This is a genomic window from Spirillospora sp. NPDC049024 (assembly GCF_040649235.1).
GTDB lineage: Bacteria > Actinomycetota > Actinomycetes > Streptosporangiales > Streptosporangiaceae > Spirillospora.
On record NZ_JBEZFD010000001.1, the window covers coordinates 225,541 to 240,150 of the forward strand.

The 14,610-nt window shown below is 71.6% G+C and carries 13 protein-coding genes; 8 read left to right on the forward strand and 5 right to left on the reverse strand.

Features of this window, described 5'->3' with window-relative positions; all coding sequences use genetic code 11:
• Positions 1–48 precede the first annotated feature (48 nt).
• Positions 49–1,032 carry a hypothetical protein gene (locus tag AB0C21_RS01070; RefSeq protein ID WP_500202070.1) on the reverse strand — a complete coding sequence of 328 codons (984 nt, stop codon included), beginning with the start codon at positions 1,030–1,032 and terminating at the stop codon, positions 49–51.
• A gap of 103 nt (positions 1,033–1,135) precedes the next feature.
• On the opposite strand from AB0C21_RS01070, the gene AB0C21_RS01075 reads away from it, so the two are divergent.
• Both AB0C21_RS01075 and AB0C21_RS01080 read left to right on the forward strand, forming a co-directional pair.
• Positions 1,136–1,747: a TetR/AcrR family transcriptional regulator gene (locus AB0C21_RS01075; protein WP_353820278.1), complete on the forward strand. Its 612-nt coding sequence runs from the start codon at positions 1,136–1,138 to the stop codon at positions 1,745–1,747.
• 293 nt (positions 1,748–2,040) lie between these two features.
• Positions 2,041–4,002 (forward strand): sensor histidine kinase, encoded by a 1,962-nt coding sequence (locus AB0C21_RS01080; RefSeq protein WP_500202071.1) that lies wholly within the window; start codon positions 2,041–2,043, stop codon positions 4,000–4,002.
• Between the two features lie 259 nt (positions 4,003–4,261).
• Here the strand turns inward: AB0C21_RS01080 and dapF are convergent, their stop codons facing one another.
• Complete coding sequence (gene dapF / locus AB0C21_RS01085) at positions 4,262–5,074, reverse strand: diaminopimelate epimerase (protein ID WP_500202072.1); 813 nt, start codon at positions 5,072–5,074, stop codon at positions 4,262–4,264.
• Positions 5,075–5,082: 8 nt separating this feature from the next.
• A complete protein-coding gene (gene miaA / locus AB0C21_RS01090; protein ID WP_500202334.1) occupies positions 5,083–5,994 on the reverse strand; it encodes a tRNA (adenosine(37)-N6)-dimethylallyltransferase MiaA in 912 nt (303 codons plus the stop codon).
• A gap of 121 nt (positions 5,995–6,115) precedes the next feature.
• Here miaA and AB0C21_RS01095 point away from each other — a divergent pair, with 121 nt between their 5' ends.
• Complete coding sequence (locus AB0C21_RS01095) at positions 6,116–6,415, forward strand: antitoxin (RefSeq protein WP_500202073.1); 300 nt, start codon at positions 6,116–6,118, stop codon at positions 6,413–6,415.
• Here AB0C21_RS01095 and AB0C21_RS01100 read toward each other — a convergent pair.
• Complete coding sequence (locus tag AB0C21_RS01100) at positions 6,412–7,125, reverse strand: class III extradiol ring-cleavage dioxygenase family protein (RefSeq protein WP_500202074.1); 714 nt, start codon at positions 7,123–7,125, stop codon at positions 6,412–6,414. The two genes, AB0C21_RS01095 and AB0C21_RS01100, sit on opposite strands and share 4 nt — an antisense overlap.
• Positions 7,126–7,179: 54 nt before the next feature.
• Complete coding sequence (miaB, locus tag AB0C21_RS01105; protein ID WP_500202075.1) at positions 7,180–8,709, reverse strand: tRNA (N6-isopentenyl adenosine(37)-C2)-methylthiotransferase MiaB; 1,530 nt, start codon at positions 8,707–8,709, stop codon at positions 7,180–7,182.
• A gap of 283 nt (positions 8,710–8,992) precedes the next feature.
• Here miaB and AB0C21_RS01110 point away from each other — a divergent pair, with 283 nt between their 5' ends.
• The 5 genes from AB0C21_RS01110 (at position 8,993) to AB0C21_RS01130 (ending at position 14,607) form a co-directional block, all read left to right on the forward strand.
• Entirely contained in the window at positions 8,993–9,715 is a 723-nt protein-coding gene (locus AB0C21_RS01110; RefSeq protein WP_500202335.1) for an amino acid ABC transporter ATP-binding protein, read from the forward strand.
• A gap of 38 nt (positions 9,716–9,753) precedes the next feature.
• A complete protein-coding gene (locus AB0C21_RS01115; protein ID WP_500202076.1) occupies positions 9,754–10,623 on the forward strand; it encodes a glutamate ABC transporter substrate-binding protein in 870 nt (289 codons plus the stop codon).
• Between the two features lie 109 nt (positions 10,624–10,732).
• Positions 10,733–11,416 (forward strand): amino acid ABC transporter permease, encoded by a 684-nt coding sequence (locus AB0C21_RS01120; protein ID WP_500202077.1) that lies wholly within the window; start codon positions 10,733–10,735, stop codon positions 11,414–11,416.
• A complete protein-coding gene (locus AB0C21_RS01125; protein ID WP_500202078.1) occupies positions 11,413–12,396 on the forward strand; it encodes an amino acid ABC transporter permease in 984 nt (327 codons plus the stop codon). Before AB0C21_RS01120 ends, AB0C21_RS01125 begins: the two co-directional genes overlap by 4 nt.
• Positions 12,397–12,570: 174 nt before the next feature.
• Complete coding sequence (locus AB0C21_RS01130; RefSeq protein WP_500202079.1) at positions 12,571–14,607, forward strand: S9 family peptidase; 2,037 nt, start codon at positions 12,571–12,573, stop codon at positions 14,605–14,607.
• Positions 14,608–14,610: the final 3 nt, after the last annotated feature.

Genomic DNA, 14,610 nt, shown 5'->3' on the forward strand with positions numbered 1-14,610 from the left:
GAGGGAGCACGGATCGCGCATGGAATCGCCAAGAGTCGCACACGGACCTCACGCGGGCACCGGTTCGCGGTCGGGCACGAACTCGCCTCCCGAGCGCCTCCGCAGACCGCCAAGGGCCATGAGCACGAGGGCGCCGAAGACCCAGGCGGCGAGGACGGTGAGCGGGCCGGCGCCTCCGGCGCCGTCGAAGTACGCGGCCGACCGGAGCAGGGTGGCCGACGCACCCGGCGGCAGGTACTGGCCGATCGTCCCCCACGGCTGCGGCAGCAGCTCCGGCGCCGACGTCGCCGCCGACAGCGGATTGCCGAGCAGCAGCAGCGTGAGCCCGCCGAGCCCGATTCCGGCGCGGCCTATGGCGGCGGCCAAGCCGACGACGGTGCCGGTCACGGCGAAGAGGGTCAGCGACATGACCCCGGCGAGCATGACGTAGGGACCGGGAAGCAGCGACAGCCAGCCCTGCGCGATCCACGCGACGTCCAGCCCGCCCAGCACGGCGAAGATCGCCGTACCGGCGGCGCGCCAGGCGAGGGACGGGAGGGCGAACGTCAGCAGCACCGCCGCCGCGAGCCCGGACATGACCAGTGGGAGCGCGAGGGCGCCGAAACCGGCCCCGCGGGGGTCGTCGGCGTCCACCGCGACGACGTCCTGGACGGGCGCGGAGGCCGGTGCGCCCCCAGGCCGGAGCTCCGCGGCCATCGCTCCGAGCTGCTGGGCGACCAGGGGCGAGGCGGCGGAGGCGGTGAGCACCTTCGGGCCGGACGGCGCCGTGACGAGGGCGCCGTACGCCTCGCGATCGGCGATCGCCGCCCGCGCGGCCGCCTCGTCCGGACGGACCCGCACGTCGAAGGCGCCCGGCCGCCGGCGGTCGAGCGCGTCGGCGACCACGGCGGCCTGCGGGCCGGTCACGACGATCGGGACGTCGCGCGGCTCCGTCCGCGCGGCGGGCCACGAGAAGGCGACGATCATGATGAGCTGCAGCAGCGCCGCGCCGACGGCCGCGCCCGTGGCGCGGGCGGCAGGGGAGGACCGCACGATCTCCTCCAAAAAAACGAATGTCCGTTCTCTTTTGTCGCCGCCAGAGTCGCACCGCGCTCTGAGCTTGTCAAGAAACGAACGTTCGTTTTATATTGGCGCCATGCCGAGAGTCAGCGAGGAGCACCTGGAGCGCCGCCGCCGCCAGATCCTGGAAGCGGCCCGCACCTGCTTCATCCGCAAGGGCATCCACGCGACGTCCATGCAGGACATCTTCGCCGAGGCCGGCCTCTCCGCCGGAGCCGTCTACCGGTACTTCAAGAGCAAGAACGAGATCGTCGAGGCGAACATCGCCACCGTGGTCGGCGACCTGCACGCGTTCTTCACGGCGCTCGCCGAGAGCGACCCGCTGCTCCCGGTCGACGAGATGGCCGAGCGGCTCGCCGACCACATCGTCGCCCTCTCCGGCGAGAACGGCCCGCTCCGGCTCGCGCCCCAGGGCTGGGCGCTCGCCATGCACGACCCCGAGATCGCCGCGTACGTCGCCGACAACGTCATCGGCCTGCGCGACACCTGGACCCGCTACATCCGCCGGCTGGTCGACGCCGGCCTGCTCCCCGCCGACACCGATGTCACGGCCGCCGGGAAGACGCTGTTCGCACTCTTCCCCGGCTTCCTGATCCAGCGCCTGCTCCTCAAGGACTTCTCTCCCGAGGACATGCGGCGCGGGGTGAAGGCGCTGACGCGCGACAGCATGTTGACTCTCACGGTCTGACCCGCGCCCGCCCCCGGTTCCCGGCCGCACGCGCCGCCCGTGCGCCGACCGTGCCCGCACAGCGCGCCGACCGCGCCCAGCGTGTGGTAAGGCGACCGGAACAGGACGCTGACCTGCGTCTTCCGTTCATTTCAGGCGTATCCACGGTTACCATCACGACACGTCCGCCCGCACCACGACCGGGGAATCCTCCGCCGAACCCGATCAGCGGTGTCCTGAGGCGGTCGCGTTTTGGACTGCAGGACAGAGAGCCGGGCGTTTTAACATTCCATTACTTTCGGCGGGGAGTGTGCATGCAGACGGAAGAGCACGACCGCGCGGCGCGGCGCATCGGCGCCCTCTTCGCGCTCGGCGCGGTCGTGTCCGTCGCGGCGTCCCTGGTCATCGGGGGCCGCCTCCCGTCCGAGCAGCGGATGGTGTGGTGGCATCCCGAGATCCTGGTGGCCCTCGCCTGGACGCCCGTGGGCGCCGTCCTGCTGCGCCACCGGCCGGGGCTGAAGGTCGCCTGGCTCATGGTGGGCGCGGGGTTCAGCGCCTCCCTCTACGTGCTCTCGCTCAACCTCGGCCCCTGGTTCGAGCTGCACCGCTGGCCCGGGGCCGGGTTCGTCCAGTGGCTCGGAGTCTGGCTGTGGGCCGTTGACACCTACGCCCTGACACTGGTGCTGCCGCTGGTCTTCCCGGACGGGCGGCTGGTGTCGCGGTGGTTCCGTCCGGCCCTCGCCCTCGCCTGCCTCGTCCCGGTCGTCGTGTGCGTGCACCTCACGATCGACCCGGACGTGCGCCGCTGGCACAACGGCGTCTCGGTCTACCCGTTCGACCGGATCCCGCTCCCGATCAGCGTCGTCATCGTCACCGCCCTGGCCGCGGGGCTGTTCTCGGTGGCCGTGCGGTTCGTCCAGGCGCCGCCGGACGTCCGGCGGCAGATCGCCTGGGTGGTCTATCCGGGGATCGTCGCCGAGGCGATCATCTTCGTCGGCGAGAACAGCCCGATCGGCGACCCGCTGCGCGACCTCACCATCGTCGCCGTCCCCATCTGCATCGCGATAGCGATCACCCGCTACCGGCTGTACGACATCGACCTCGTGGTCAGCCGGACGCTGGTGTACGCGGGCCTCGTGGTCGTGATCACCGGCGTGTACTTCGCGCTCGTCGGCACCGCGAGCCTGCTCGCGCACGGCCGGGGCACCCTCGCCGGGCTCGCCGGGGCGATCGTCGCGGGCGCGGTGTTCGAACCGGTCCGGCGGCGGCTCCAGCGCACGGTGGACGGGTTCATCCACGGCGAGCGCGACCCGTACCGGATCGCCGACCGCCTCAACCGGCGGCTGCAGACCGCCGCCAACCCCGGCGCCGCGCTCGCCGTCGCCGCCGAGGTCGCGCGCTCGGCCCTGCACGCGACCGGCGTCACGATCGAGGTGCTGGACCGCGACGGCCGGAAGATCGCGGCGGAGGACGGCGTGCTCGGCGACCGCCCGCAGCTCATCCCGCTGGTATGGCACAGCGAGCCGGTGGGGCGGCTGCTGTTCGGCGTCACCCGCACCCCGGACGCGCGGCTGTCGAACGTCCTCGCCCGCAACCTGGCCGAGCTGGCGAACGCGGCACGGCTCGCCGCGGACGTCCAGCGGTCCCGCGAGCACATCCTGCGCACGCGGGAGGAGGAGCGCCGCCGGCTGCGCCGCGACCTGCACGACGGCCTCGGCCCGACGCTGGCCAGCCTCGCCATGACGGTGGACGCCGCGCGCATCACGCTCAAGACCGACCCGGAGGCGGTCGACGGGCTGCTGGAGGAACTGCGCGCCACCATGGGGCGCACCATCGGCGACATCAGGGAGCTCGTGTACGGCCTGCGGCCTCCCGCCCTGGACGACCTCGGGCTGGAGGGCGCGATCCAGGCGCTCGGCGGCGTCGTCGCCTCCGGGGACGGCCCCCAGGTGGACGTTCGCGTCGTGGGCGACCTGAAGGGCCTGCCGGCCGCGGCCGAGGTCGCCGCGTACCGGATCGTCCAGGAGGCGCTGACGAACGTCCACCGGCACGCCAAGGCGGGCCGCGCCGAGGTGCGGCTGCATCTGAACGGTGATCTGCACGTCACGGTCGACGACGACGGTGTGGGGCTGCCCTACCAGGTGCGCTCCGGCATCGGCATGTCCTCCATGCGAGAACGCGCGGCCGAACTGGGCGGATCATGCACGGTGGGGCCCGGCCCCAAGGGCGGGACCCTGGTCCGCGCCAGACTGCCGGTCAACGGCGTCTCGTCCTGAGGGCTCCCCCGAGAGCCCTGAGGTGCCGCACCCTCCGGGTGGGAGGGCCGGTGACCGCCCCCCGCCAAGAAGGTCGCCACCGGCCCTCAGGCTCCGTACGGCCCCGGGGCTCCCATCCCGGTCCATACGGGCCATTCACCAGAGGGTGTGCAAGAAAGAAGTTATGCGGGGGAAGGTCCCGCTGGAGAGGGACCGTTGTCCCGTCTGTGCCGGGACCGGGAGCAGCACCCGTACCAGTCCAGGTCGGAGGGAAGGCCGGTCAGATCCAGCCGGGCCGGGTCTCGCCCTCGGCGACCAGGACGGCCGGGCCCCTCAGGTGGCTGGTGTCGCCGTCGAGGACGACGGTCACCCGGCCGCCCGGGACGTCCACGGTCCACTCGGCGCCGTCGAAGGCGCCGCGGGCCGCGGCCGCGGCGACCGCGACGGTCCCGGTGCCGCACGACCGCGTCTCGCCGGAGCCGCGCTCGTACACCCGCATCTCCACGTGCCGCTCCCCGACGCTACGGAAGAACTCGACGTTCACCCCGTCGGGGAAGACGGCCGGGTCGAACCCGGGGGCGCGCGACAGGTCCAGGGCGGTGACCGGCCCGGTGACACGGCATGCCAGATGGGGGTTGCCGACGCTGACCCGCTCGCCTGCGAAGGCCGCCCCCGCGAGGGCCGCCTCCCCTGGGCCGAGGAGTTCGGGCAGGCCCATCTCCACGCCGACGTCGCCGGACGGGCCGAGCGACACGCGCCGCAGACCCGCGCGGGTGGCGACGTCCCACTCCCCTGCCGGGGCCAGGCCCGCGTCGACCAGGTAGCGGGCGAAGACGCGCACCCCGTTGCCGCACATCTCGGCGATGCTGCCGTCGGCGTTGCGGTAGTCCATGAACCACTCGGCGTCGGCGTCGGCGTCGGCGTCGAACTCCGCGGCCTTCGTCCGGACCACGCGCAGGACGCCGTCGGCGCCGATGCCCGCCCGCCGGTCGCAGAGCCGCGCGACGGCCCGCGGCGTGAGGTCGAGGACGCCGTCCGGATCGGGGAGGATCACGAAGTCGTTCTCGGTGCCGTGCCCCTTGACGAACCGCATGCCCCCGATCATATGGGGTCCGCCGCCCCCCGGCTCACCAGCGCCAGGGCGCGATCGACCAGGTCCGGGGCGTCGTAGGGGAGCCATTCGACGCGCGGGTCGCGGCGGAACCACGACTCCTGGCGGCGGGCGAAGCGCCGCGTCGTCCGGACGGTGTCCTCCCTGGCCTGGTCCTCCGTCCACTCCCCCGCGAGGAACCGCAGCACCTGCGCGTAGCCGAGGGCGCGCCCGGCGGTCAGGCCGTCCCGCAGGCCCCGCTTCTCCAGTTCCCGGACCTCGTCGACCAGGCCCGCCTCCCACATCCGCTCCACCCGCAGGGCGATGCGCTCGTCCAGCTCGTCGCGGGGCACGCTCAGCCCGATCTGCACCACGGAGTCGTAGCGGTACCGGTGCTCGGGCAGGGTCGCGGTGAACGTGCGGCCGGTCATCTCGATCACCTCCAGTGCCCGTACGATCCGGCGGCCGTTGCTCGGCAGGATCGCCTCCGCCGCCGCGGGGTCGAGGCCGCGCAACCGCTCGTGCAGGGCGCCGGGCCCGACGCGCTCCAGCTCCTCCTCCAGGCGCCCCCGCACGGCCGGATCCGTGCCCGGGAACTCCAGGCGGTCGAGGGCCGCGCGGACGTAGAGCCCGGACCCGCCGACCAGGACCGGCAACCGCCCCCGGCCCCTGATCTCGGCTATGGCGTCCGCGCTGAGCCGCTGGTACTCGGCGACGCTCGCCGTGACCGTCACGTCCCAGACGTCCAGGAGATGGTGCGGGACCCCGCGCATCTCGTCCGCCGGCAGCTTCGCGGTGCCGATGTCCATGCCGCGGTACAGCTGCATCGAGTCGGCGTTCACCGCCTCGCCGTCCAGGCGGAGCGCCAGCTCGACGGCCAGGTCGGACTTGCCGGCCGCCGTGGCGCCGACGACCGCGATCACATGCGGGGCATTGGGTGGGGTCACGGGATCGATTGTGGCAACAGAACGGGTATGGCCGGGATGAACGGGCGCCGCACCGGCCCGGCGGCGCCGAACGGGACGAGGGATCCGGGGGGATTCGATGTCCATCGTCGACAAGGTCAAGCAGATGCTCGGACAGCACTCCGACAAGGCCAAGGAGGGCGTGGAGAAGGCCGGGGACAAGTTCGACCAGCGCACCGGCGGCAAGTACGCCGACAAGGTCGACCGCGTCCAGGAGCAGGCCGAGAAGTACATCGACCGCGGGGGCGGCGAAGGCGCGCAGCCCGGGCAGCACGGCGGTGCGGGGGAACAGCCCGGGCAGCCCGGGCAGCCGGGGCAGCCGGGGCAGGCCGGCGGCACGGGGGAACAGCCCGGCGGCACCGGCGGGCAGCCCTACTAGGCGGGCGCGCCTGCCCGTGACCAGCCCGCCACCAGGTAACCGACGCCGTAAGGGGCCTCGTCGGCGAGGAGTTCGCCCGTGAACGCGTCGCCGCCCTGAGCGGCCGCACCGGCGAGCACCTGCCATGCCGCACGCCCGGCCGCCCGGACGGCCCGGGAGAGCTCCGGATCGAGGGCGGCCAAGGCCCCCGCGTCGGCCTGCCCGAGCGCGCGCGCCACACCCTCGTCGTACGGGGCCGCGCGCTCGTCGAGGTAGCCGGGAGCCTTCTCCGAACGGCATGCCGAGCCGTCCCCCATCACCAGAAGGGCGACACGGTCGGCCGATTCGGCGAGTTCACGTCCCAGCGCCAGGCAGTCGTCAGGAGAGGCGTCGAATGCGACGGCCTGGTAGCGCACCCCTGCGCCCAGGCCCTGCCGCTCCAGCAGCCAGAACCCGATGGTGAGAGAGAGCGGCAGCGCCTCGGCATCGCGCTTGACCCGGGTGGGGATCGTCCAGTCGAGGCCGTACTGGCGCAGCGTCGCGTAGGCGTCCCCCCCGTAGGCGCGGGTCTCCGGCCCTCCCCCGACCACGATCAGGGCGTCCGCCCCCGCCAGGCCGCGGACGGCCCGGTCGCAGGCGCCCCGGAGCGCGTCCAGCTCCGGCGCCGCCTCCCCCGCCATCTCCGGGACGAGGAGGGGCGGATGCGGGCACACCGCCGCCGATACGAGCACGCTGCCTCCTTGGGGGCGGACCGGCCGCCCGGAACGACCCGATCATGCCGGAGTTCAGGGGCGGGTCGAGCAGCCCGGCGCGGGCGCGGCCGACGTGGCCGGCCGCCCGATCGACGGCATGCCCAGCGACACGCCCCTGGCCCCGCCGTCACCGCCCTGGCGGGCCTCCCACGCGTCGCCCGCACGCGTGCGGCGGACGCCCAGCGCGGGCTTGTCGGCGACCAGGTGGTGCGGCGCGGCATAGGTGACCTCGACCGTGACCATGTCACCGGGGCGGACCGGCTCCTCCGGCGCGCTGAAGTGGACCAGGCGGTTGTCGGGCGCCCGGCCCGAGAGCCGGCGCGTCGCCTCGTCCTTGCGGCCCTCGCCCTCGGCGACCAGCACCTCCAGGGTGCGGCCGAGCTGCTTGCGGTTCTCCGCCCAGGAGATCTCCTCCTGCAGCGCGATGAGCCGCTCGTACCGCTCCTGGACGACCTCCTTCGGCAGCTGGCCGTCCATGGTCGCCGCCGGGGTGCCGGGGCGCTTGGAGTACTGGAACGTGAACGCCGACGCGAACCGGGCCTCCCGCACCACGTGCAGGGTCTCCTCGAAGTCGGCCTCGGTCTCGCCGGGGAAGCCCACGATGATGTCGGTGGTGATCGCCGCGTCCGGGATCGCGGCCCGGACCTTCTCGATGATGCCGAGGTAGCGCGCCTGCCGGTACGAGCGGCGCATCGCGCGCAGCACGCCGTCCGACCCGGACTGCAGGGGCATGTGCAGGGACGGCATCACGTTGGGCGTCTCGGCCATCGCGGCGATCACGTCGTCGGTGAAGTCCTTGGGGTGCGGCGAGGTGAACCGGACCCGCTCCAGGCCCTCGACGCCGCCGCAGGCCCGCAGCAGGCCCGCGAACGCCGACTGCCCGTCCCGGGTCATCGCGCGGACGTCGTCCGGCGCGGCGGACAGGGCGCCGAAGCCCGAGCCGTAGGCGTTGACGTTCTGCCCGAGCAGCGTGATCTCCAGGGCGCCCTCGGCGACCAGCGCCTCGACCTCGGCGAGGATCTCCCCCGGCCGGCGGTCGCGCTCCTTGCCGCGCAGGGACGGGACGATGCAGAAGGTGCAGGTGTTGTTGCACCCCACGGAGATCGACACCCAGGCGGCGTAGGGGGACTCGCGGCGCGTCGGCAGCGTCGAGGGGAAGGTCACCAGCGACTCTTCGATCTCGACCTGCGCCTCGCTCCGCACCCGCGCGCGTTCGAGCAGCGCGGGCAGCGACCCGATGTTGTGCGTGCCGAACACCACGTCCACCCAGGGAGCGCGCTTGACGATGGTGTCGCGGTCCTTCTGCGCCAGGCAGCCGCCCACGGCGATCTGCATGCCGGGATGGCCGTCCTTGACGGGCCGCAGATGGCCGAGGTTGCCGTAGAGCCGGTTGTCGGCGTTCTCCCGCACCGCGCAGGTGTTGAAGACCACGACGTCGGGCTCGGCGTCCACCGCGCGGACGTACCCGGCCGACTCCAGCAGGCCCGACAGCCGCTCGGAGTCGTGGACGTTCATCTGGCACCCGTAGGTACGGATCTCGTACGTACGCGGTGCCGTCTCCATAGGCGCACTCATGACAGTCATCAAGGGTACGGGCCCGCGGTGACATGGCCGAACGGGCGGCGCACCGCGCCGCCAGCTCAGATGATCACTCTCCGCCACGGCCGGACCCCGTCCGACGTGGGTATTCGTGATCGTATCGGTACCGCAGGGCAACTCGGGCACCGCCGGCGATGACGTAAAGTCCGAGCCCATGACGGACAGCGAAAGCGGGCCCGAGCTCACCAAGACCGGGCCGGAGGTCTCCACCCCGGAGCCGGCCGCCGCAGGTGACCGGCCCCTCGTCGTGGTCGAGCACGTCAACAAGCATTTCGGCGAGCTGCACGTCCTGAAGGACATCAACCTCACCGTGGACTCCGGTGAGGTCGTCGTCGTGATCGGCCCCTCCGGCGGCGGCAAGTCGACCCTGTGCCGCTCGATCAACCGGCTGGAGCCGATCGACGAGGGCAGGATCCTCGTGGACGGCAAGGAGCTGCCCAAGGAGGGCAAGGAGCTGGCGAAGCTCCGCGCCGACGTGGGCATGGTGTTCCAGTCGTTCAACCTGTTCGCCCACAAGACGATCCTCGAGAACGTCATGCTCGGGCCGATCAAGGTCCGCAAGCAGGGCAAGCAGGAGTCGCAGAAGCACGCGATGGAACTGCTCGACCGGGTCGGCATCGCCAACCAGGCGCACAAGTACCCCGCGCAGCTGTCCGGGGGACAGCAGCAGCGCGCGGCGATCGCGCGCTCCCTGGCGATGAAGCCCAAGGTGATGCTCTTCGACGAGCCGACCTCGGCGCTTGACCCGGAGATGGTCAACGAGGTCCTGGACGTCATGACGGGACTGGCCCGCGAGGGCATGACCATGATCGTGGTCACGCACGAGATGGGTTTCGCGCGGCGGGCCGCCCAGAAGGTCGTGTTCATGGCGGACGGCCAGATCGTCGAGGAGAACACCCCCGACGAGTTCTTCACCAACGCGCGGACCGAGCGCGCGAAGGACTTCCTTTCCAAGATCCTCACGCACTGAGCCGCGGGGCTCCGGCAGAGAGCAGAGGTAGGACGAAAATGCGAGTACGTCGTTTCGGCGCCCTCATCGGGGCGGGGATGGCGCTGTCGCTGGCGCTCAGCGCGTGCGGCAGCGACACCGAGAAGACCGAGGCCAAGACGGTCGTCCAGAAGGCCAAGGACGACAAGAAGCTGACCATCGGCATCAAGTACGACCAGCCTGCGCTCGGTCTGAAGAAGCCCGACGGCACCTTCGACGGCTTCGACGTCGACGTCGCCAAGTACATCGCGAAGTCGCTCGGCGTCCCCGAGAACGGCATCACGTTCAAGGAGACGACCTCCGCCAACCGCGAGTCGTTCCTCGGCGGCGGGCAGGTCGACCTCGTGGTCGCCACCTACTCCATCACCGACGCGCGCAAGTCGCAGGTGACCTTCGGCGGCCCGTACTACGTCGCCCACCAGGACACGATGGTCCAGGCGAACAACACCAGCATCAAGAAGGCCACCGACCTCAAGGGCAAGAAGCTCTGCAAGGCGGCCGGCTCCAACTCCTTCCGCCGCATCACCGAGGGCCCGCCGGACGGCAAGCTCAACATCAAGGGCGTCACCCTCGTGGACGCCTCCAGCTACTCCGAGTGCGTGAGCAAGCTGAAGTCCGGCGCGCTGGACGCGGTGAGCACCGACGACCTGATCCTGGCCGGCTTCGCCAACCAGCAGAAGGGCTCGTTCAAGGTCATCAACGACCCCTTCACGGACGAGAAGTACGGCGTCGGCCTCAAGAAGGGCGACACCGAGACCTGCGAGGCCGTCAACAAGGCCATCGCCCAGATGTACTCCGACGGCACGGCCAAGACCCTGCTGGAGAAGCACTTCGCGGGCACCGGGCTCAAGCTCGTCACGACCGCCCCGCAGATGGAAGGCTGCGCCTGATCCAGGGCCGCGACTGACGCCCGTCACGCCGACGCGTCCCCCAGCGCATCACCCGGGGGCGCGTCGGCATGGCCTGACTCCCGCTGGAACGTGATGAAACAGCTGAGCAATGTTTGACTTCAGCCCGTTCTTCGACAACTTCGACGAGATCCTCCAAGGATTCTGGGCGACCCTGCGCCTCGCCGCCGCGGCGGCGGTGCTCTCCCTGATCATCGGGACCTTCCTGGCGAGCTTCCGGGTCTCCCCGGTTCCGGTGCTCCGGGCGTTCGGCACGGGCTACGTCAACATCGTGCGCAACACGCCGCTCACCCTGGTGCTGCTGATGTGCAGCCTGGGGCTGAACGACATCCTCGCGCTGAAGTTCTCCGACAACTCGTCGACGACCTACTACTGGTGGGCGGTCCTCGGCCTGTCCGCCTACACCGGGGCCTTCGTCTGCGAGACCCTCCGCTCGGGCATCAACACCGTGCCGCTGGGCCAGGCGGAGGCGGCCCGTTCGATCGGGCTGACCTTCACCCAGTCCCTCCGCATGATCATCCTTCCGCAGGCGTTCCGGGCGATCATCGCCCCGCTGGGCAGCGTGTTCATCGCGATGATCAAGAACACCACGGTGGCCGCGGCCGCGAGCTACGCCGAGGTCGCGCTGGTCACCAAGACCATCATCGACAAGCCCACGTTCGCCAACGGGGTGATCCCCCTCTTCCTGGGCGTGTCGATCGGCTTCCTGATCCTCACCCTGCCGACCGGATACTTCTTCGGCTGGCTCGCCAAGCGAATGGCGGTGGCGCGATGAGCAAGGAAGCGACCGTTCTCTTCGACATCCCCGGCCCCAGGGCCCGGGCGCGCAACGCGGTCCTGACCACGGTCGTGTCGATCGTGTTCGCGGCCGTCCTGGCCGCGCTGATCTGGCGCCTCAGCGACAAGGGCCAGTTCGAGGAGAAGCTCTGGACGCCGTTCCTGAAGTGGACGGTGTGGAGGCACCTGCTCCTGCCCGGCCTGATGAACACGCTGAAGGCCGCCGTCGTCGCGACGGTGCTGGCCCTGCTTTTCGGCATCGTGTTCGGGCTGGCCCGGCTGTCGGACCACTGGTGGATCCGCGTCCCGGCCGGCGCCGTGGTCGAGTTCTTCCGCGGCATCCCGCTGCTGATCCTGATCTTCCTGGCGTTCTTCGTCCCGAACAAGATCAGCCCCGCGGTCGCCGAGTCGTCGTTCGGCACCCTGCAGCGCATGTCGGTGGACTACTTCTTCTCGATCTTCGGGGTGGAGATCAACGCCGGGACCGTCACGGTGCCCGCGTTCGCCGCGGTCGTGTTCGGCCTGACGATGTACAACGGCTCCGTGCTCGCCGAGGTGGTGCGCGCGGGCGTCCTGTCGATCCCGAAGGGCCAGTCGGAGGCCGCCTACTCCATCGGGCTCCGCAAGAACGGCGTCATGCGGCTGGTGCTGCTCCCGCAGGCCATCACGGTGATGATGCCGGCGATCGTGAGCCAGATCGTCGTCCTGCTCAAGGACACCGCGCTCGGGTTCATCATCGCCTACGGCGAGTTCCTGCAGGCCGGCTTCAAGCAGGTGCCGGCGAACTACAGCAACAACGTGCTGCAGGCCGGCATCGTCGTCGCGGTCATCTACATCGCGATCAACATGTCGCTGAGCCGGGTGGCCACCTGGCTGGAGGGCCGCAGCCGCCGCAGCCGCAAGACCGAGGCCAAGACCATGGGCTCGGCCGCCCCGCCCCCCGTGGCTGGGGTCGGGGTCAGCCAGCAGGCGATCTGAACGTCCGCTCGTCCGCGAAGGGCGCCGCCGGTTCCGGCGGCGCCCTTCGCCGTCCGCGGAACGGGCGAACCCCGGGGTTACCGGCGGGTTTTCGGGCGACGGGCTTGTATCTTTCCGACCTCAAACGGCCCGTCATGGCCCCAACCGATCCCCGTATGCGGGACGATTCCTGTTATGACCGCTCGTGCGACCCTTCCCTACGGCTCATGGCCTTCACCCATCTCTGCGGCCGATGTCGCCCGCGCCCGGCTGCGCCTCAGCTTTCCCACCGTCTCGGGTGACGATGTGTGGTGGCAGGAGACGCGGCCCGAGGAAGGCGGCCGGACCACGGTCATCCATCTGAAGGACGGTCATCGCACCGAGTTGCTGCAGGCGCCCTGGGACGCGCGTACCCGCGTCCACGAGTACGGGGGCCGGTCGTACCTGCCTATCCGTACCGGCGCGGGCTGGTCGATCGTGTTCTCCAACTACGAGGACCAGCGGCTCCACCGGCTCGACGAGGGCGACCCCAAGCCCTACCCGCTGACGCCCGAACCGGCCGTGCCGGCGGGGCTGCGGTACGCCGACTACGTCCTGTCCCCGGACGGTACGGAGATCTGGTGCGTCTGCGAGGGGCACATCGCCGAGCCGGCCCCTGAAGGCGCCGAGGGGGCCGAGGGTCCCGAGGGTGCGGAGAGCGCCGACGAGCAGCCCGTGACGGGCATCCGGCGCGCCATCGTGGCCGTCCCGCTGGACGGCAGCGCCGCCGGGGACGCCGGCGCGATCCGCGAGATGGTGTCGGGCGCGCAGTTCTACGCCGGACCGGCGCCGTCCCCCAGCGGAGGGCACCTGGCCTGGGTCCAGTGGAACCACCCGCGCATGCCGTGGGACGGCACCGAGGTGCGCGTGGCGGCGATCGAGGACGGTGCGGTGGTCGCCCCCCGGACCGTCAAGGGCGGGCTCACCGAGTCGGCCCTGGCGCCGCTGTGGCGCGACGACGAGTCCCTGTACGTGATCTCCGACTGGCCCGGCTGGTGGAACATCTACCAGGTCGGCCTGCACGGCGAGTCCGCGCAGGCGCTCTACCCGGCCGAGGAGGAGTTCGCCGCGCCGCTGTGGCAGCTCGGCGGCATGCCGTACGCGCTGCTCGGCGACGGGCGCCTCGCCGTCCTGCACGGCGAGGGCGACATGCGGCTCGGCGTCTACGACACCGACACGCTCGACCTGGTGGACCTGGAGGTCCCCTACGAGCACTGGGCGCCGCAGCTGTCCACGGACGGCACGACGATCGTGGGGATCGCCGGCGGCCCGGACCTGCCGGCCTCGGTCGTGCGGGTCGACACGACGACCGGGCGCGTCGAGGGCCTGCGCCGGGAGCGGGCCGAACTGCCCGACGTCGCCTACCTGTCCAGGCCGCGCGCCGAACGCCTGGAGGGGCCGTTCGGGCGGCCCGTCCACGCCTACGTGTTCCCGCCGACCAACCCCGAGGCCACCGGTCCGGAGGACGAGCTGCCGCCCTACGTGGTGTTCGTGCACGGCGGCCCCACCGGGCGGGTGTCCACGGTGCTCGACATGGAGCGCGCGTACTTCACCAGCCGCGGCATCGGCGTCATCGACGTCAACTACGGCGGGTCGGCCGGCTACGGCCGCGCCTACCGGGAGCGGCTGCGCCGCCAGTGGGGCGTGGTCGACGTCGAGGACGCCGTCGCCGCCGCCCGCGCCCTCGTGGACGGCGGCATCGCCGACCCGCAGCGGCTGGCGATCCGCGGCGGCTCCGCCGGGGGCTGGACGACGCTCGCGGCGGTCACGCAGACCGATGTGTTCAAGGCCGCCACGTCCTACTTCGGGATCAGCGACCTGCAGCGCTTCGCCGAGAGCACCCACGACTTCGAGTCCCACTACCTGTTCGGCCTCATCGGCCCCCTCCCCGGCTTCGAGCGCGCCTACGAGGAGCGCTCGCCGATCAACCACGCCGACAGGACCGCGTGCCCCGTGCTGCTCCTGCAAGGGCTGAACGACCCGATCGTCCCGCCGGACCAATCGGAGCGGTTCGCGCAGGCGCTGGCCGAGAAGAAGATGCCGTACGCCTACCTCACCTTCGAGGGCGAGTCGCACGGCTTCCGCAAGGCCGACACGGTCATCCGCTGCCTGGAGGCGGAACTCGCGTTCTACGGCCAGACCCTCGGGTTCGAGCCTCGCGACGTCGAGCCCGTCAACCTGACGGTCGGCTGACCG

Bases quoted from the DNA above. Each gene is read 5' to 3' on its own strand.
- AB0C21_RS01075 (WP_353820278.1), top strand. From the start codon at position 1,136: ATGCCGAGAGTCAGCGAGGAGCACCTGGAGCGCCGCCGCCGCCAGATC.
- AB0C21_RS01080 (WP_500202071.1), top strand. From the start codon at position 2,041: ATGCAGACGGAAGAGCACGACCGCGCGGCGCGGCGCATCGGCGCCCTC.
- dapF (WP_500202072.1), bottom strand. From the start codon at position 5,074: ATGCGGTTCGTCAAGGGGCACGGCACCGAGAACGACTTCGTGATCCTC.
- AB0C21_RS01095 (WP_500202073.1), top strand. From the start codon at position 6,116: ATGTCCATCGTCGACAAGGTCAAGCAGATGCTCGGACAGCACTCCGAC.
- miaB (WP_500202075.1), bottom strand. From the start codon at position 8,709: ATGGAGACGGCACCGCGTACGTACGAGATCCGTACCTACGGGTGCCAG.
- AB0C21_RS01115 (WP_500202076.1), top strand. From the start codon at position 9,754: ATGCGAGTACGTCGTTTCGGCGCCCTCATCGGGGCGGGGATGGCGCTG.
- AB0C21_RS01120 (WP_500202077.1), top strand. From the start codon at position 10,733: ATGTTTGACTTCAGCCCGTTCTTCGACAACTTCGACGAGATCCTCCAA.
- AB0C21_RS01125 (WP_500202078.1), top strand. From the start codon at position 11,413: ATGAGCAAGGAAGCGACCGTTCTCTTCGACATCCCCGGCCCCAGGGCC.
- AB0C21_RS01130 (WP_500202079.1), top strand. From the start codon at position 12,571: ATGACCGCTCGTGCGACCCTTCCCTACGGCTCATGGCCTTCACCCATC.